General features: G+C 54.5%; 13 protein-coding genes. 10 read left to right on the top strand and 3 right to left on the bottom strand.

The window, feature by feature from the left end:
• Positions 1-55: 55 nt before the first annotated feature.
• Entirely contained in the window at positions 56-3,958 is a 3,903-nt protein-coding gene (gene hrpA, locus AC07UY_RS16725; protein WP_494701607.1) for an ATP-dependent RNA helicase HrpA, read from the top strand.
• 57 nt (positions 3,959-4,015) lie between these two features.
• Here the strand turns inward: hrpA and AC07UY_RS16720 are convergent, their stop codons facing one another.
• Positions 4,016-5,335, bottom strand: coding sequence for an MFS transporter (locus AC07UY_RS16720; RefSeq protein ID WP_494701606.1), 1,320 nt, complete (start codon positions 5,333-5,335; stop codon positions 4,016-4,018).
• A gap of 388 nt (positions 5,336-5,723) precedes the next feature.
• Here AC07UY_RS16720 and AC07UY_RS16715 point away from each other — a divergent pair, with 388 nt between their 5' ends.
• Positions 5,724-6,524, top strand: coding sequence for a YdcF family protein (locus AC07UY_RS16715; protein ID WP_494701605.1), 801 nt, complete (start codon positions 5,724-5,726; stop codon positions 6,522-6,524).
• 204 nt (positions 6,525-6,728) lie between these two features.
• Positions 6,729-8,168, top strand: a complete 1,440-nt coding sequence (gene aldA, locus AC07UY_RS16710; RefSeq protein WP_494701604.1) for an aldehyde dehydrogenase — start codon at positions 6,729-6,731, stop codon at positions 8,166-8,168.
• Between the two features lie 62 nt (positions 8,169-8,230).
• On the opposite strand, the gene gap is transcribed toward aldA, so the two are convergent.
• A complete protein-coding gene (gene gap, locus AC07UY_RS16705) occupies positions 8,231-9,232 on the bottom strand; it encodes a type I glyceraldehyde-3-phosphate dehydrogenase (RefSeq protein WP_494701603.1) in 1,002 nt (333 codons plus the stop codon).
• Positions 9,233-9,423: 191 nt separating this feature from the next.
• On the opposite strand from gap, the gene cybB reads away from it, so the two are divergent.
• From cybB to AC07UY_RS16680, 5 genes are all read left to right on the top strand, one after another.
• Positions 9,424-9,954, top strand: coding sequence for a cytochrome b561 (cybB, locus tag AC07UY_RS16700; protein WP_494701602.1), 531 nt, complete (start codon positions 9,424-9,426; stop codon positions 9,952-9,954).
• 271 nt (positions 9,955-10,225) lie between these two features.
• Positions 10,226-10,438, top strand: a complete 213-nt coding sequence (locus tag AC07UY_RS16695) for a hypothetical protein (RefSeq protein ID WP_162382219.1) — start codon at positions 10,226-10,228, stop codon at positions 10,436-10,438.
• A 181-nt stretch (positions 10,439-10,619) separates the two neighbouring features.
• Complete coding sequence (locus tag AC07UY_RS16690; RefSeq protein WP_003833178.1) at positions 10,620-10,895, top strand: metal/formaldehyde-sensitive transcriptional repressor; 276 nt, start codon at positions 10,620-10,622, stop codon at positions 10,893-10,895.
• 32 nt (positions 10,896-10,927) lie between these two features.
• Entirely contained in the window at positions 10,928-12,046 is a 1,119-nt protein-coding gene (locus tag AC07UY_RS16685; protein ID WP_494701601.1) for an S-(hydroxymethyl)glutathione dehydrogenase/class III alcohol dehydrogenase, read from the top strand.
• Positions 12,047-12,214: 168 nt separating this feature from the next.
• A complete protein-coding gene (locus tag AC07UY_RS16680) occupies positions 12,215-13,888 on the top strand; it encodes a methyl-accepting chemotaxis protein (RefSeq protein WP_494701600.1) in 1,674 nt (557 codons plus the stop codon).
• Between the two features lie 79 nt (positions 13,889-13,967).
• Here AC07UY_RS16680 and AC07UY_RS16675 read toward each other — a convergent pair whose 3' ends face one another.
• On the bottom strand, positions 13,968-14,891 hold the full coding sequence (locus tag AC07UY_RS16675) for a LysR substrate-binding domain-containing protein (protein ID WP_192612277.1): 924 nt from the start codon (positions 14,889-14,891) through the stop codon (positions 13,968-13,970).
• Positions 14,892-15,185: 294 nt separating this feature from the next.
• Here AC07UY_RS16675 and hglS point away from each other — a divergent pair, with 294 nt between their 5' ends.
• Positions 15,186-16,529 carry a 2-oxoadipate dioxygenase/decarboxylase HglS gene (hglS, locus tag AC07UY_RS16670; protein ID WP_494701599.1) on the top strand — a complete coding sequence of 448 codons (1,344 nt, stop codon included), beginning with the start codon at positions 15,186-15,188 and terminating at the stop codon, positions 16,527-16,529.
• 48 nt (positions 16,530-16,577) lie between these two features.
• A complete protein-coding gene (locus tag AC07UY_RS16665; protein WP_494701598.1) occupies positions 16,578-18,086 on the top strand; it encodes a carboxylesterase/lipase family protein in 1,509 nt (502 codons plus the stop codon).
• Positions 18,087-18,256 lie beyond the last annotated feature (170 nt).

Genomic DNA, 18,256 nt, shown 5'->3' with positions numbered 1-18,256 from the left:
CTATACCTAACATCGAAATGAGATTTGATCAGGCAGAGCACTGCCCTCTAACGTTATGACAGAACAACAAAAATTGACTTTTCACACCCTACAGCAACAGCTGGAATCGCTGATGTTGCGTGACCGACAGCGCTTTGCTCGTCGTCTGCACGGTGTGAAGAAGGTTAAAAATCCTGATGCACAACAGGCCATTTACCAGGAGATGGCGAAGGAGATTGAACAGGCGGCAGGTAAAGTCCTGCTGCGTGAAGCGGCACGTCCTGACATCACCTACCCGGACAACCTGCCGGTGAGTCAGAAAAAACAGGACATCCTCGAAGCCGTTCGTGACCATCAGGTGGTGATTGTGGCGGGGGAAACCGGCTCCGGGAAAACCACGCAGTTACCCAAAATCTGTATGGAACTGGGGCGCGGCATTAAAGGATTGATTGGTCATACGCAGCCGCGTCGTCTGGCAGCGCGTACCGTCGCCAACCGTATTGCTGAGGAACTGCAAACGGAGCCGGGCGGCTGTATCGGCTATAAAGTTCGTTTTAGCGATCATGTCAGCGACAACACGATGGTCAAGCTGATGACCGACGGTATCCTGCTGGCCGAAATCCAGCAGGACCGTCTGCTGATGCAGTATGACACCATCATTATTGATGAAGCGCACGAACGCAGTCTGAACATCGATTTTCTGCTCGGCTATCTGAAAGAGCTGCTGCCGCGTCGCCCGGATTTGAAAATTATCATCACCTCCGCGACCATCGATCCGGAGCGTTTTTCTCGCCACTTTAATAATGCGCCGATTATCGAAGTGTCTGGCCGAACCTATCCGGTTGACGTGCGCTATCGCCCGATTGTCGAAGACGCGGACGATACCGAGCGCGATCAGCTGCAGGCGATTTTTGACGCGGTGGATGAACTGGGACGCGAGAGCCCCGGCGATATCCTGATCTTTATGAGCGGAGAACGTGAAATCCGCGACACCGCCGATGCGCTCAATAAACTCAATCTGCGCCATACCGAAGTGCTGCCGCTGTATGCCCGGCTTTCCAATAGCGAACAGAACCGGGTCTTCCAGTCGCACAGCGGGCGTCGTATTGTGCTGGCGACCAACGTGGCGGAAACCTCGCTGACAGTGCCGGGTATCAAGTACGTGATTGACCCGGGTACCGCGCGTATCAGTCGCTACAGTTTCCGTACCAAAGTCCAGCGGCTGCCGATTGAACCGGTGTCGCAGGCCTCCGCTAACCAGCGTAAAGGCCGCTGCGGACGTGTGTCGGAAGGGATCTGTATCCGCCTCTATTCGGAAGACGATTTCCTGTCGCGCCCGGAATTTACCGATCCGGAAATCCTGCGTACCAACCTGGCGTCCGTCATTCTGCAAATGACGGCGCTGGGGCTGGGCGATATTGCCGCGTTCCCGTTTGTTGAAGCGCCAGATAAACGCAACATCCAGGATGGCGTACGCCTGCTGGAGGAACTGGGCGCGATCGCGACCGATGAGCAGCAGACCGCGTATAAACTGACGCCGCTCGGTCGTCAGTTATCGCAGTTGCCGGTGGACCCGCGCCTGGCGCGGATGGTACTGGAAGCGCAAAAACATGGCTGCGTGCGCGAGGCGATGATCATCACCTCCGCGCTGTCCATCCAGGATCCGCGCGAGCGCCCGATGGACAAAAAGCAGGCGTCCGACGAAAAGCATCAGCGCTTCCACGATAAAGAGTCCGATTTCCTCGCCTTTGTGAATCTGTGGAATTACCTCGGCGAACAGCAGAAAGCGCTATCGTCGAATCAGTTCCGCCGTCAGTGCAAAGTCGACTTCCTTAACTATCTGCGCGTACGCGAGTGGCAGGATATCTACACTCAGCTGCGTCAGGTGGTGAAAGAGCTCGGTATTCCGGTGAACAGTGAACCTGCAGAGTATCGTGAGATTCATGTCGCGCTGCTCACCGGTTTGCTTTCCCATATCGGTATGAAAGATGCCGATAAGCAGGAGTTTACCGGCGCACGTAACGCTCGCTTCTCTATCTTCCCCGGTTCTGGCTTGTTTAAAAAACCGCCGAAGTGGACGATGGTTGCCGAGCTGGTGGAAACCAGCCGTCTGTGGGGACGCATTGCCGCGCGGATCGATCCCGAGTGGGTGGAGCCGGTTGCCCAGCATTTGATCAAACGCTCGTATAGCGAACCGCACTGGGAACGGGCGCAGGGCGCTGTGATGGCGACGGAAAAAGTCACCGTTTACGGCCTGCCGATTGTCGCTGCGCGTAAGGTCAACTACAGCCAGATCGATCCCGTGCTCTGCCGTGAGCTGTTTATCCGCCATGCGCTGGTGGAAGGCGACTGGCAGACGCGCCACGCGTTCTTCCGTGAGAACCTAAAACTGCGCGCCGAAGTGGAAGAGCTGGAGCACAAATCACGCCGCCGCGATATTCTGGTGGACGACGAGACGCTGTTCGAATTCTATGACCAGCGCATCAGCCATGATGTGATCTCCGCGCGCCACTTCGACAACTGGTGGAAGAAAGTCAGTCGCGAAACCCCGGATCTGCTCAACTTTGAAAAGAGCATGCTGATCAAAGAGGGGGCGGAAAACATCAGCAAGCTGGATTACCCGAACTTCTGGCATCAGGGCAATCTTAAGCTGCGCTTAAGCTATCAGTTTGAACCCGGCGCGGATGCCGACGGCGTCACCGTCCACATTCCGCTGCCGCTGTTAAATCAGGTGGACGAGAGCGGCTTTGAATGGCAAATCCCTGGCCTGCGTCGCGAACTGGTTATCGCACTGATTAAATCGTTACCGAAACCGGTACGACGTAACTTTGTCCCCGCGCCAAACTATGCCGAAGCGTTTTTAGGCCGCGTGACGCCGCTCGAGTTGCCGCTGCTGGATTCGCTGGAGCGTGAACTGCGCCGGATGACTGGCGTAACGGTTGACCGCGAAGCCTGGCAGTGGGATCAGGTGCCCGATCACCTGAAAATCACCTTCCGGGTGGTGGATGACAAAAACAAGAAGCTCCAGGAAGGGCGCTCTTTGCCCGATTTGAAAGATGCGCTGAAGAGCAAAGTGCAGGAAACGCTCTCCGCGGTTGCCGATGACGGTATCGAACAGAGCGGTCTGCACATCTGGAGTTTTGGTCAGCTACCGGAAAGCTATGAACAGAAACGCGGCAACTACAAGGTGAAAGCCTGGCCCGCGCTGGTGGATGAGCGCGACAGCGTCTCCATCCGGTTGTTCGACAATCCACTGGAGCAACAGCAGGCGATGTGGTGCGGGTTGCGCCGCCTGTTGCTGCTGAATATTCCGTCGCCGATCAAGTATCTGCACGAGAAGCTGCCGAACAAAGCCAAACTTGGCCTCTACTTTAACCCGTACGGCAAGGTACTGGATCTGATCGACGACTGCATCTCCTGCGGCGTAGACAAGCTGATTGATGCCAACGGCGGGCCGGTGTGGACGGAAGAGGGCTTTGCGGCGCTGCATGAGAAAGTTCGCGCCGAGTTGAATGAGACGGTTGTCGACATTGCAAAACAGGTCGAACAGATCCTGACGGCGGTTTTCAATATCAACAAACGCCTGAAAGGGCGGGTAGATATGACCATGGCGCTGGGGCTTTCCGATGTTAAAGCACAAATGGGCGGGCTGGTGTATCGCGGTTTCGTCACTGGCAACGGCTTTAAACGCCTCGGCGACACGCTTCGTTATCTGCAGGCGATTGAAAAACGGCTGGAGAAACTGGCTACCGATCCGCACCGCGACCGGGCGCAGATGTTGAAAGTCGAAAGTGTACAGCAAGCCTGGCAGCAGTGGATCAACAAACTGCCGCCAGCGCGTCGTGAAGATGAGGATGTCAAAGCGATCCGCTGGATGATTGAAGAACTGCGCGTCAGCTACTTTGCCCAACAGCTGGGAACACCGTATCCCATCTCGGATAAGCGTATTCTGCAAGCGATGGAGCAGATTAGCGGCTAGTGTTTGTCACGCCAGCCAGTGAATAAAACGGCCAGCATTTGCTGGCCGTTTTGCTGATTACAGGGTCGACGTTTGCGCGTCCATGACGGCTGTGCGGCGGCGTCGACTGGCGAAGAAAATCGCCGTCAGTGAAATGGCGACGGTGGTCATCAGATAGATAGCGACAGGTACCCAGTCGCCGTCGTATTTTGCCAACAGGCCGGTGGCGATCAGCGGGGCGGTTCCGCCCGCCAGCGCCGCGCCAATCTGGTAACCGAGGGTGATGCCAGTGTAACGTACGTTAGCGCTAAAGATTTCAGAGCACAGGGTGCCCAGAACGGCGGTCACCGGCGCCCACAAGATGCCAAACATGATGACCGTGGCGACCACAATTCCCCAGGTGGTGCCGGTATTGAGTAACAGGAACCACGGAACAATAAACAGCCCCAGCGCAAACACGCTGATAGCGTACATTTTTTGGCGTCCCACCTTATCTGAAAGCAGCCCCATGAGCGGGATCATCACCGTCGCAACAAGCGCGCCCAGCGTGACCGCTTCCAACACCTGGGATTTTTGGTAGGTCAGGGTGGTGGTGGCGTAGCTGACGACAAAGGTCGAGAAAATATAGAAAGGTGCAGTTTCAACCACTTTCAACCCGGCTGCGATCAGTACTTCACGCCAGTGATGCGTCAGTGTATCGCGCAGCGGCGCTTTGGCGACCTGGCCGGACTGTTTTACTTTCTTAAACTCCGGCGTTTCATCGATATCTTTGCGGATCCACAGTCCTAACAGCACCAGTACAGAACTTAACAGGAACGGGATGCGCCAGCCCCAGGAGAGGAAGTCTTCTTCACTGAACAACGTCATCAGCGAAACAATAAAGGTGGCCATCAGCATACCGATGGTGACGCCTGCCTGCGGGATGCTGCCAAAAAAGCCTTTTCGTTTTTCGGGCGCATATTCATACGCCAGTAACAGGGCGCCGCCCCATTCGCCGCCGATGCCCATCCCCTGAATGACACGCATCAGAATCAATAAAATCGGTGCCCAGATACCGATCATTTCATAGGTCGGCAGCAGGCCAATCATCACGGTTGCGCCCCCCATCAGCGACAGGGTCAGCACCAGCGTTTTCTTACGCCCGATACGATCGCCAATGTGGGCAAACAACACCCCGCCGATGGGACGAATGAAAAAGGTGAGCGAGAAAGAAAGATAAGAGAGAATCAGCCCAATGACCGGATCAACCATCGGGAAGAAGATTTTGTTAAACACCAGGGCGGCGGCGGTGCCATATAAAAAATAATCAAACCACTCTATCGCGCTGCCGGTCAGACTGGCGATGAGTACTTTTTTGTTTTTCTTCAAAATAGCCGTGCTGCTTTCATGCGTTGTCATTACTGGGAACCTCGCCACAGAGAGTGTGAGTCAGGTGATACCCGAAACGGTGTGGGTGCAACCTGCTGCGTTACAAAAGTTGTTAAATTGTTAATCAAACTAGAATTGTTTGTAATGTTTAACAAGTAACAAGACCAGTAAAAGGGCTAAACAGGTAACATTTTTGCAGCATTATTCACTGCTATTCATTGTAATAACAAGTAAATGCTTTATCGGAAGCGAAAGTGACAGGATAATCTCCAGGTGCAACCGCAGCTTTTTTAGTTATTTCGTGTTATTTCACCGAGATGATAAAAAAGTGCTGAAATTCAACAGGCCGTCTTTCAGAGTGATCCGCTATTTTCGCGAAGTGAGTTCGGTACCCTGCAGTGAACAATGAGGAGGAATCATGAACATGCGTCAATTTCCGCCACTGTCCGAAGTGACGTTACAGGCAGTGAACACCGTTGGCCAATGGCTGGCGCAAAACGATTTCTCAGCAGAGGAACCCTTTCAGGCTGACTGCGTCGTACTGGCGGGAAATGCCGTCATCCCGACCATCGATGCGGCTTGCAAAATCGCGAAAGAGCAGCGTATTCCGTTGCTGATAAGCGGTGGGATTGGTCATTCGACGACGTTCCTCTATTCGGCGATCGCAGAGCACCCGCGCTATAACACGATACGTACCACCGGGCGGGCGGAAGCCGCGATTCTGGCCGACATTGCCAATCAGTTTTGGCAAATACCCGGCGAATCCATTTGGGTGGAAGATCAGTCAACAAACTGCGGCGAGAACGCCCGTTTTAGCTGCGCATTACTCCGTCAGGCGCCGGTGACCATTAACACGGCGATCGTGGTGCAGGACCCCACCATGCAGCGACGTACGCTGGCGACCTTCCGGCGTGTGACGCGCGATGATCCGGACGCCCCGCGTTGGCTCAGTTTCCCGGGTTTTACGCCGGAGCTGCGTCATCAGGAAGAGGGGGTTGATTTTACGAATGCGGGACAAGGAGTGTGGCCTGTTGATCGTTACCTGTCATTAATTGCGGGAGAACTCCCACGGGTGCGTGACAATGAGGGCGGTTACGGACCGCGTGGACGTGATTATATTGTCCACATCGACATTCCCGATGAGGTTGAAGCGGCCTGGCAGATCCTGCAAAACGATGATGTTCTGAATGAGGCAATCGATAGCCGTTCCCTGCGTTAACCGATTATTTTTGCCCGTTTGTGACGATCTACGCTCAAACGGGCATGATTTTTCGTCTTCGTTGTCCTTCCTGCGCCCCTTTCGGGGCCTCTTTTATGAACTGCTTCACAAAGTTGCTAACCTGACGGCAGTATCTGCTTCACGATTGATATTAATTAACAATGATTTTACTTGTTAAAAACAAATCAATTACAGGAGCAGCGCATGTCAGCACCCGTACAACACCCGATGTATATCAATGGCCAGTTTGTGAGCTGGCAGGGAACGTCATGGATTGATGTGGTTAATCCTGCAACGGAAGAACTGATTTCACGCATTCCTGATGGCAGCGCAGAAGAGGCGCGTCAGGCCATTGATGCGGCGGTACGCGCCCAGCCTGGCTGGGAGGCATTGCCCGCCATACAACGGGCGGGATGGCTGCGAAAAATTGCGGCGGGTATTCGCGAGCGTGCAGAAGAAATCAGCGCCTTGATCGTGGAAGAAGGCGGAAAAATTCAGCAACTGGCGCAGGTGGAAGTCGCTTTCACCGCCGATTACATCGACTACATGGCGGAGTGGGCGCGCCGCTACGAAGGCGAAATTTTGCAAAGCGACCGTCCGGGTGAAAATATTCTGCTGTTCAAACGCGCGCTGGGTGTGACCACCGGGATCCTCCCGTGGAATTTCCCGTTCTTTTTGATTGCCCGTAAGCTGGCACCGGCGCTGCTGACCGGGAATACCATCGTAATTAAACCCAGTGAATTCACGCCCAATAATGCCATCGCCTTTGCGCAGATTGTGCATGAAGTCGGTTTGCCAGCCGGAGTCTTTAACCTGGTGTTAGGGCGTGGAGAAACCGTGGGGCAGGAGCTGGCGGGCAACCCGAAAGTGGCGATGGTGAGTATGACCGGCAGCGTGGCGGCGGGTGAGAAAATCATGACGGCGGCGGCGAAAAACATCACCAAAGTATGCCTTGAGCTGGGTGGCAAAGCGCCTGCGATTGTGATGGACGATGCGGATTTGGAACTGGCCGTGAAAGCGATTGTTGATTCACGGGTGATCAACACCGGGCAGGTATGTAACTGCGCAGAACGCGTCTATGTGCAAAAAGGGATCTACGATCGCTTTGTTAATCGACTGGGCGAGTCGATGAAAGCGGTACAGTTTGGCGATCCGGCACAGCGGGATGATATCGCCATGGGACCATTGATTAACGCCGCAGCGCTGGCGCGGGTAGAGCAAAAAGTGGCGAAAGCGGTACAGGAAGGGGCCAGAGTGGTGCTGGGCGGCAAAGCGGTTGAGGGGAAAGGCTACTATTATCCGCCAACCCTGCTGCTGGATGTCCGTCAGGAGATGGCGATCATGCACGAAGAAACATTCGGACCGGTACTGCCTGTCGTGGCGTTTGACACGCTGGAAGAGGCGTTACAGATGGCAAATGACAGCGAGTATGGTCTCACGTCTTCTATTTATACCCAGACTCTGAGCGTTGCAATGCAGGCTATCAAAGGGCTGAAGTTTGGTGAAACCTACATCAACCGTGAAAACTTTGAAGCGATGCAGGGCTTTCACGCCGGTTGGCGAAAATCGGGGATTGGCGGTGCCGACGGCAAGCACGGGCTGAATGAGTATCTGCAAACGCAGGTCGTCTATTTGCAGTCCTGACAGGCGAGTAGAAACAAGCAGGCCGGGTGAGCGTGAACGCGACCCGGCCACACCCTCATCGTTTAAAGTTTGACGAATTTCTCCAGGGTACGAATCAGTTGGGTGACGAATCCGTACTCGTTATCGTACCAGGCGACCGTTTTCACCAGTTGCAGATCGCCGACCTCAGTAATCTCTGTTTGCGTGGCGTCAAACACCGAACCAAAGTGAGAGCCGATGACGTCGGAAGAGACGATTTCTTCATCGGTGTAGCCAAAGGATTCATTATTTTCCGTCGCCTTTTTCAGCGCGTTGTTGATCTCTTCAGCGGACACTTTTTTACCCAAAATCGAGACCAGTTCCGTTACCGAGCCTGTTTTTACCGGAACTCGCTGAGCATGACCTTTGAGTTTGCCGCTCAATTCCGGTATCACCAGGCCAATCGCTTTTGCGGCTCCGGTGGTATGAGGGATGATATTTTCCGCCGCCGCCCGCGATGCGCGCAGATCCTTGCCACGCGGACCATCGACCAGCGACTGCGTACCGGTATAGGCGTGAATGGTGGTCATGGTGCCGACCTGAATACCGAAGTTGTCATGCAGCGCTTTGGCCATCGGTGCGAGGCAGTTAGTGGTGCAGGAGGCGACAGAGACAATCTGGTCGCTGGCATTCAGCGTCTCATCATTGACGTTAAAGACAATGGTTTTCATCTCGCCCGCCGGTGCTGAGATCAGCACTTTTTTCGCACCGGCGTCGAGATGTGCGCGGGCTTTTTCTGCGGAGGTATAGAAGCCTGTGCATTCGATGATGAACTCCGCGCCGGGGGTTTTCCAGGGGATATTTTTCGCCTCTTTTTCTGCGTAAACGGCAATTTTCTTGCCATCGACAATCAGCGCATCCTCAGTGAAATCAACGCTCCAGGGGAACGGGCCGTAGTTAGAGTCATGCTTTAACAGATAGGCGAGTATTTTGGGGGAGGTGAGATCGTTAATCGCCACCACATCCACATTGCTCTTCACTTCCAGCAGACGTCGCAGCACCAGGCGACCGATACGACCAAAACCGTTAATGCCAATTTTACTCATGATTTTCTCCTGTCAGGGTAGGGCAATACGCCACATTTTTTCCCTACCAGGCTTAGTCCACTCCGCCGTTGCGGGCAATGACCATTGTTGCGACTTACCGTAACCGATTGAAAACGGGGGAACAAAAGTTAATGAATTTTTAACAAAAGACCGCTATGTTGGCGCTTTATTGTTTTTATTCAGGAATTGTTATGGGCAATAAGTATTCAAGCCTGCAAATTGGTATTCACTGGCTGGTTTTTTTACTGGTGATAGGCGCCTACTGCGCCATGGAGTTACGCGGGTTTGCACCGCGCAGCTATCGTCCGTGGTTCAATGTGGTCCACGTTTCATGCGGTATCTCGATTCTGGTATTGATGGTGGCGCGTCTGTTAGTCCGGCTTAAGTATCCCGCGCCGCCGATCGTACCAAAACCGAAGCCGATGCTGACCGGTCTTGCCCATCTTGGGCATCTGGTTATCTACCTGCTGTTTATTGTTCTGCCGGTCATTGGCCTGCTGATGATTTACAACCGGGGAAATCCCTGGGTTGCCTTCGGGATTGTGATGCCACATGCCGCCGAAGCCAATTTTGACCTGGCGGATACGCTGAAATCCTGGCATGTCACGCTGGCAAACCTGGGCTACTTTGTGATTGCTCTGCATGCTGCCGCCGCGCTGATGCATCACTATTTCTGGAAAGATAATACGCTGTTGCGCATGATGCCGCGAAAACGTTCCTGACGTCACACATCGCCCCGCATCTGCGGGGTTTTTCTTTGAATGGGGGAGAGAAAGCACCTGCGTCTAACCAGACCCGTACGCAGGTGAAAACAACGGGTCTACATCGGAAGCGACTATTATATTCATTTGTATGACAAATATAAACCGGTTTGTTATCCCGCTGGCAGGTGCGCCCACACGGGATCTCTGCACCTCTTTATCCTTAAAGTGAACATGGATAAAGCCCGTTCTGCGAACTACGCTTAAAAGGATATAGATATCGGGAGGGATTATGCTGACTCACTCTGAAGCCCGACGCTGGGCGACGCTCATGCTGAAATCGGCGCTGTGTGATGGTATGAAGGGGGATGAGATCTGCAGACAAGTGCATCTGGTTTGCGACAAACACGGAAAAGAGTGCCTTGAAGAGCTTATCGAAGAGATATTGATTGAAGCAGGACGCATTGGTCCTCAACACAGTACCGGAGAATACCGGCATCATTAAACCACCGCCAGGCGATACGCTGCCTGCGTGAAAGAAACCCCGAAACCATAACACCTGACGGTTCGGGGTTTTGTATACGTTCCCCGTTGTATCATTCACATGAATTATCCATTCACGACATCATCGTTTTACAGCTGCTATCAAACGTTGTTACTATACCCCCCTATAGTATGGAGGGCATATGCCGCATTCCCCTGAAGATAAAAAACGTATTTTGACTCGCGTTCGTCGCATTCGCGGGCAGGTTGATGCGCTGGAGCGGGCGCTGGAGTCCGGCGAGCCTTGCCTGGCTATCCTGCAACAAATCGCGGCGGTGCGTGGGGCATCTAATGGCCTGATGGGCGAGATGGTCGAGATCCACCTGAAAGATGAGCTGGTCAGTGGGGAAACCACGCCGGACCAGCGTGCGGTGCGCATGGCTGAAATCGGCCACCTTCTTCGTGCTTATCTAAAATAAATACATCACCTGACTATAAAGGGAAGAGACAAATGAAATCACGTGCAGCAGTTGCATTTGGCCCCGGCCAGCCGCTAAAAATTGTTGAGATTGACGTCGCACCGCCAAAGAAGGGTGAAGTGCTGGTGAAAATCACCCACACCGGGGTTTGCCATACTGATGCGTTTACGCTTTCTGGCGATGATCCGGAAGGGGTGTTCCCAGCGGTGCTGGGGCACGAAGGCGGCGGGATCGTCGTTGAGGTTGGCGAAGGGGTGACCAGTCTGAAGCCTGGCGACCACGTTATCCCGCTGTACACGGCAGAATGCGGCGAGTGTAAGTTCTGTAAGTCGGGTAAAACCAACCTGTGCCAGGCCGTTCGCGCCACCCAGGGGAAAGGTCTGATGCCGGACGGTACCACCCGTTTCTCTTACAACGGTGAACCCATTTATCACTACATGGGCACCAGTACCTTCAGTGAGTATACGGTTTGCGCAGAGATCTCTCTGGCGAAAGTGAACCCGCAGGCACCGCTGGATAAAGTGTGTCTGCTGGGCTGTGGCGTAACGACCGGTATCGGTGCGGTGCATAACACGGCAAAAGTGAAAGAGGGCGACACTGTTGCCGTATTTGGTTTGGGCGGTATTGGTCTGGCGGTTATTCAGGGAGCGGTACAGGCGAAAGCCGGACGCATTCTGGCTATCGATACCAATCCAGAAAAATTCAAACTCGCCGCTGACATGGGTGCGACTGACTTTATCAACCCGAACGATCATGACAAGCCGGTTCAGGATGTGATTGTTGAACTGACCGACGGCGGCGTCGATTTTAGCTTCGAGTGCATCGGTAACGTCAATGTGATGCGCGCCGCGCTTGAGTGCTGCCACAAGGGATGGGGCGAAAGCATTATTATCGGCGTGGCGGGAGCGGGTCAGGAGATCAAAACCCGTCCATTCCAGCTGGTGACCGGGCGTGTCTGGCGTGGTTCGGCCTTTGGCGGCGTCAAAGGGCGTTCACAGCTTCCGGGGATGGTGGAAGAGGCCATGAGCGGGAAAATTCAACTGGATCCGTTTATTACCCACCGCTTGCCGCTGGAACAGATCAATGAGGCGTTCGATCTCATGCATCAGGGCAAATCTATCCGCACCGTTATCCATTTCGGCGATAACTAAGTATTCCGCCAGCGGTATCCGCCGCTGGCACTTTCCTGAATTTTCCGGAATGAATTGTTCTGAAATGTGACGAGTATGGCGCTTTTCAGGGTAAGCCATTGTCGGGAAATGCCGATGATCCTCTTACGGGCGTTTTTTGCGCATTCACCTACAAGAGAGTCGACGGTCATGGACAACACATCATCGATGCAAGCACCGCATAAGCTGGGCTTTTTGCATCATATCCGGCTGGTTCCGCTGTTTTCCTCCATTCTTGGTGGCATCCTGCTTTTGTTCGCGCTCAGTTCGGGGCTGGCAGGCTATTTTCTGTTGCAAGCCGACCGCGATCAACGCGATGTGACGGATGAAATCCAGGTGCGTATGGGGCTATCCAATAGTTCTGACCACCTGCGTACCGCACGTATCAGTCTGATCCATGCCGGTGCTGCCAGCCGTATTGCCGAAATGGCAGACATGAAAGCCAATATCGCCGAGGCGGAAAAACGTATCAAACTGGCGCAGGAGGGGTTTAACGCCTGGATGGCGCGCGCCGTGAAAACGCCTGCGGATGAAGCGCTGGACGATACGCTACGCACCCGCTTTAACGCCTATGTTGACGGTTTGCAGCCGATGGTTAAATACGCCAAAAACGGCATGTTCGAAGCCATTATCAACCATGAAAATGAACAGGCGCGGCAGCTGGACAGCATGTATAACGCCACGTTGCTGAACGCGGTAGAGTTGCGAACGGAACGCGCAAACCAGCTGAGTGGTCAGGCGCACCAGCGTAGCCAACTGGGGCTGATGTTTATGATTGGTGCATTTGCGCTGGCGCTGGTATTGACCCTGATGACGTTTATCGTGCTACGCCGCACCGTGATTCAGCCATTGCAACGTACCGCCCGACGAATTGAACAGATCGCCTCTGGCGATTTGACCCTACAGGATGAACCCGCCGGAGGCAGTGAAATTGGTCGACTGAGCCGTCATCTGCAAAAAATGCAGCACGCGCTGGTCCAGACCGTCGGCACGGTTCGTCAGGGCACGGAAGAGATCTATCGCGGCACCAGTGAAATTTCGGCGGGCAATACCGATCTCTCTTCCCGCACAGAACAGCAGGCGGCGGCGATCGAACAGACTGCCGCCAGCATGGAACAGTTAACCGCGACGGTGAAACAAAATGCGGATAACGCACATCACGCCAGCAAACTGGCGGAAGACGCGTCCGACAAAGCCAGCCGGGGCGGTCAGATGGTTTCTGGCGTGGTGAAAACGATGGGCAATATCTCCTCCAGTTCGAAGAAGATTTCCGAAATCACGGCGGTGATTAATAGCATTGCGTTCCAGACCAATATCCTGGCGTTGAATGCCGCCGTGGAAGCCGCACGCGCGGGCGAACAGGGGCGCGGATTTGCCGTTGTCGCCAGTGAAGTTCGCACCCTTGCCAGTCGCAGTGCGCAAGCGGCGAAAGAGATTGAAGGACTGATCGGCGAATCCGTCAGATTAATCGATCAAGGGTCGGGTGAAGTGGTGGCCGCGGGCGACACAATGACGGAGATAGTTGATGCGGTTAAACGGGTGACCGATATTATGCTGAACATCGCTGCAGCCTCTGATGAACAGAGCCGCGGCATTGTGCAGGTCAGTCAGGCCATTTCAGAGATGGATAAAGTGACGCAGCAAAACGCGTCGCTGGTTGAAGAGGCGTCTGCTGCGGCCGCCTCTCTGGAAGCGCAGGCCGCCCGATTAACCGACGCCGTAGGGACGTTTCGTTTACAGGGCAGAAGCCGGGTGAAAAGTGTTCCGGATGCGTTTTCACCGCGAGCCGCCACAACCCATAGCGATAATTGGGAAACGTTCTGAGCAACAGGCCGGGGTTACCCGGCCTTACTTTCGGTGAATGTCCAGCCGGGTGTCTAAAACGGGATTACAACGCGAGGCGTCAGAGCGGCATGGATTTGCGAATCGTTGAAATCAACGTTTGTGCTGCACTGGAAAGGGTTGTATCGACCCGAGTGAGGATCCCGATAGGTTCACCGGCTCCCTGAGACGGAATCGGCAGCGACACCAGCGTCGCCTGACGTAAATCATCCCTGACGGCGCCGGAAGGCACAAACCAAACGTAGTCATAATCGACGGTAAGCTGACGCGAGAGGGACGCTGAAAGCGTTTCGATACAGCCGGAAGGCATTTTGCAGCCCTGGCTTTGCAGTAAGGCTTCTGCGTTCTGCCGGGGGACGGTTCCCTTGGGGGAGACAACGACCGGCCAGTCCGTGACGCGACTCAGCGTCACCGTCTCCTGCAACAACGGGTGATTGGGGCGCACAACCAGTTTCAGGGATTCGAGAAACAACAGCTCATAATTGAGTCCGCTCATCAGTTCGGGGTCGGACATTCGGCCAATCCCCAGATCGATCTCACCCGACTTCAGGCCTGCCAGCAGCATGGGATTGTTCATGGTCGCCACTTGCAGGGTCGTCTCTTTTTGTTGCTGATGAAATTGTCCAATAACGGCGGGGAGGATCCCCAGTGCGGCGGTGGGCAGGGCGCCAATGCGCACCACATCATGGTTATGGCCTTCCTTGCGGTTCAGCGCCTGTCCTGCGGTGTTTAGCGCATCAAGCACTTTCACTGCATGGGTAAGAAACTGCTCGCCAGGTAGCGTGAGTTGCGCGCCGAGGCGTCCACGCTCAAAAAGACGGGTTCCGGTCAATTGCTCCAGCTCGTTAAGGGTTTTGGAGAGGGCCGGTTGACTCAGGTTAAGGGTTTCAGCCGCGCGCCCCAGTGTTCCCTGTTGGGCGACGGCTACGAAAGTATGAAGGTGGCGCAAACGAATGCGCTGACTGAACAAACCATTTTTTTCCATAATAGATGTTAAAAACAAAGCAGTGTTGGTGACAAGTAAAGTTATTTGTTTTTGATAACCTGTAAGCAAATTATTATTAACATTTAAAGCATTTAAGTTACAACTGTTTTGTTTTGCTTATGTTTTGTACTGTCTGGCGGTGTTTTTTCGTCCTGATACACGTCGCCCCTATGAATGGCTGGCATAAACGAGGGAGGGGATGAATTCAGGCGAGATCACACTTCGTAAATTCTTCCCCCCAGAGTGAATAGCGTTTTCTACACTCCAGGTAATATTCACTGGAGGCATGACATTATGGCGAACACCATCACGGCAGATGAAATTCGGGAACACTTTTCGCAGGCAATGTCAGCAATGTACCAGCAGGAAGTGCCGCAATACGGGACATTGCTGGAACTTGTCGCTGACGTGAATCTCTCGGTACTGGAAAATAACCCGACGCTGCATGAAAAACTGGCCAACGCCGATGAACTGGCGCGCCTGAACGTGGAGCGCCACGGCGCGATTCGGGTGGGTACCGCAGAGGAACTTTCCACGCTACGCAGGATGTTCGCCATTATGGGAATGTATCCTGTGAGTTATTACGATCTTTCCCAGGCGGGCGTCCCGGTGCATTCCACCGCCTTTCGCCCCATTGATGATGCGTCGCTCTCCCGCAATCCGTTCCGCGTGTTTACCTCGCTGTTGCGACTCGAACTCATCGAGAACGAAGACCTCAGAAAACAGGCGGCGGAAATCCTGGCGAAACGCGATATTTTTACACCGCGTTGTCATGCACTTTTGGATGAATTTGACGCGCAGGGCAGTTTTACCCCTGCACAGGCGCGAGAGTTTGTTCAGGAAGCGCTGGAGACTTTTCGCTGGCATCGACATGCCACCGTTGATGAGGCGACATACCATGCGCTGCATAACGAACACCGCTTGATTGCCGACGTGGTGTGTTTCCCCGGTTGCCATATTAATCACCTGACGCCGCGTACGCTGGACATCGACAGGGTGCAATCCATGATGCCGGAGTGCGGAATCGAACCCAAAATTTTGATTGAAGGCCCGCCGCGCCGCGAGGTGCCTATCTTGCTGCGCCAGACCAGCTTTAAAGCGCTGGAAGAACCCGTGCTGTTTGCAGGCGAAATGCAGGGAACCCACTCGGCGAGGTTTGGTGAAATCGAACAGCGAGGCGTGGCGCTGACCCCGAAAGGCCGTGAACTGTATGACACGCTGTTGCAAAAGGCCGGGACCGGTAAAGATAATCTCACGCACCAGCTTCACCTACAGGAGGTGTTCAAATCCTTTCCCGACAGCGAATTTCTCCTGCGCCAGCAGGGGCTGGCCTGGTTTCGCTATCGCCTGACGCCATCGGGCGAAGCACATCGTCAGGCGATCCACGCGGGGGATGATCCGCAACCGCTGATTGAGCGCGGATGGGTGGTGGCGCAACCTATTACCTACGAAGATTTTCTGCCGGTGAGCGCGGCGGGGATTTTTCAGTCAAATCTTGGTAATGAAACGCAGGCGCGAAGCCATGGCAATGCCAGCCGTGACGCCTTTGAGCAGGCATTGGGCTGTCCGGTCCATGATGAGTTTGCGTTGTACCAGCAGGCGGAAGAACGCAGCAAGCGGCGTTGCGGCCTGCTCTGAACACGGTATCCTGTTGGGATGTAAAAGAAGTCGTGTCAGGATGTTGTTATGAAAATCCCTTCCATTCCTCTGGCTGAAACACAGCAGGGGAAAATTATGGGTGTCGCACAAGGCGACATCCACCTCTGGCGTGGGATCCCCTATGCTGCGCCGCCGACGGGCGAGCTGCGCTGGCGTGCGCCACAACCTGCGTCTGCGTGGCAGGGCGTCCGCCAGGCGAACGCCTTCTCCTGCGCGAGCTGGCAGGATATTGAGTACTGCAAAGCGCTTGGCGGCGGTGATCCGGGGCGGTTTTCGGAAGATTGTCTCTATTTGAATATCTGGGCCCCGGCGACGCGTTCCCGGCCATTACCCGTTATGGTCTGGCTGCACGGCGGGGGTTACACCATCGGTTCTGGGTGCCTGCCACCTTACGACGGAGAAGCGCTGGCCAAACGAGACGTGGTGGTGGTCACGCTCAACTATCGCCTCGGTCATCTCGGCTTTTTTGCGCATCCGGCGCTGGAAGGCGAAGAGGGCGAATGCCTCAACAATTTTGCCTTATTAGACCAGATTGCGGCGCTGCGTTGGGTGCAGGACAACATTGCCGCGTTCGGGGGCGATGCGCAAAATGTCACCTTGTTTGGTGAATCCGCCGGTGCGCGCAGCGTCCTCTCATTAATGGCCTCGCCGCGCGCCAAAGGGCTTTTCCAGCGGGCGATGATCCAGAGCGGGTATACGTTGCCCGATACGCCGCGCGAGATTGCGCTCGAAAACGGCGTTGCCGTGGCGGCGCATTTTGGTCTGCAAAACGCCACCGCTGAACAGCTACGGGCCATTCCGGCGCACCTGTTCTGGTCGCTCGGCGCGCCATTGAAAATTGCGCCGACGCCCATTTTTGGCGATGCGGTTCTCCCGGAACCGATGCTCGACGTCTTTTTCGCGGGTAAACAGCACCCGATGCCGGTACTGATTGGCTCAAACAGCGATGAAGCCAGCGTGATGCCGGTATTTGGCGTAGATCTCGCCGGGCAAATCGAAAAGTTACGCCGAGAGCGTCGACTGGGCCTGGGGCTTATCAAACTGTTGTATCCCGGCGTTAAAGGGGATGAAGAGCTGGGACGTCAGGTGTGCCGGGATATGGCGTTCACCACGCTGGGATATGTGGTCATGCAGGCGCAGCAGCGGGTCGGCGAGCCCTGCTGGAGGTACTGGTTCGATTATGTTGCTGAAAGTGAGCATGCCACCTATGCGAAGGGGGCCTGGCACGGCAATGAGGTGCCTTATGTTTTTGATACGCTGATGCTGGCGGAACCGTCGCGCTATTACGCCAATGGCAACGATCGGGCGTTTGCCTCGCACATTGCGGATTACTGGGTGAGCTTTGCCCATCATGCCAGCCGCTCCTGTGATGTTTTGCACGGCCCGGTACGCTGGCCCGCCTCAATTCAGGGACGCGATCGTCTGTTGCGGATTGGTCTGAACAAATTTGCCGGTTTTAAAGTTGAAAACCGTTTTATGCGGGCGCGGATGTCACTGCTTAAACGGGTGATGAAACATCATGTCAGCCTGGATTAACCTCCGTGAAGATGTTTCAACCCGGTAATACTCCTGTGCTAACTTTACATTGGAATCAGTCTGTTCCGATCGACAGAAAATATTTTCATTTTTGTACAGATTATCGGCGGGCAACAATTGGATTATTAATCGAATTTGTCTAGAGTGAGCGCTCAGAAACGTGCACTCTC

It is taken from the genome of Citrobacter sp. GW821-FHT02E08 (genome assembly GCF_059421685.1).
The sequence above is the reverse complement of the archived record's forward strand: the minus strand, read 5'-3'. Positions and strand labels throughout refer to the sequence as shown.

Coding starts and splice junctions, on each gene's coding strand:
- aldA (WP_494701604.1), top strand. CDS start 6,729: ATGTCAGCACCCGTACAACACCCGATGTATATCAATGGCCAGTTTGTG.
- AC07UY_RS16665 (WP_494701598.1), top strand. CDS start 16,578: ATGAAAATCCCTTCCATTCCTCTGGCTGAAACACAGCAGGGGAAAATT.
- AC07UY_RS16685 (WP_494701601.1), top strand. CDS start 10,928: ATGAAATCACGTGCAGCAGTTGCATTTGGCCCCGGCCAGCCGCTAAAA.
- AC07UY_RS16720 (WP_494701606.1), bottom strand. CDS start 5,335: ATGACAACGCATGAAAGCAGCACGGCTATTTTGAAGAAAAACAAAAAA.
- AC07UY_RS16675 (WP_192612277.1), bottom strand. CDS start 14,891: ATGGAAAAAAATGGTTTGTTCAGTCAGCGCATTCGTTTGCGCCACCTT.
- AC07UY_RS16715 (WP_494701605.1), top strand. CDS start 5,724: ATGAACATGCGTCAATTTCCGCCACTGTCCGAAGTGACGTTACAGGCA.
- AC07UY_RS16695 (WP_162382219.1), top strand. CDS start 10,226: ATGCTGACTCACTCTGAAGCCCGACGCTGGGCGACGCTCATGCTGAAA.
- cybB (WP_494701602.1), top strand. CDS start 9,424: ATGGGCAATAAGTATTCAAGCCTGCAAATTGGTATTCACTGGCTGGTT.
- AC07UY_RS16690 (WP_003833178.1), top strand. CDS start 10,620: ATGCCGCATTCCCCTGAAGATAAAAAACGTATTTTGACTCGCGTTCGT.
- hrpA (WP_494701607.1), top strand. CDS start 56: ATGACAGAACAACAAAAATTGACTTTTCACACCCTACAGCAACAGCTG.
- AC07UY_RS16680 (WP_494701600.1), top strand. CDS start 12,215: ATGGACAACACATCATCGATGCAAGCACCGCATAAGCTGGGCTTTTTG.
- hglS (WP_494701599.1), top strand. CDS start 15,186: ATGGCGAACACCATCACGGCAGATGAAATTCGGGAACACTTTTCGCAG.
- gap (WP_494701603.1), bottom strand. CDS start 9,232: ATGAGTAAAATTGGCATTAACGGTTTTGGTCGTATCGGTCGCCTGGTG.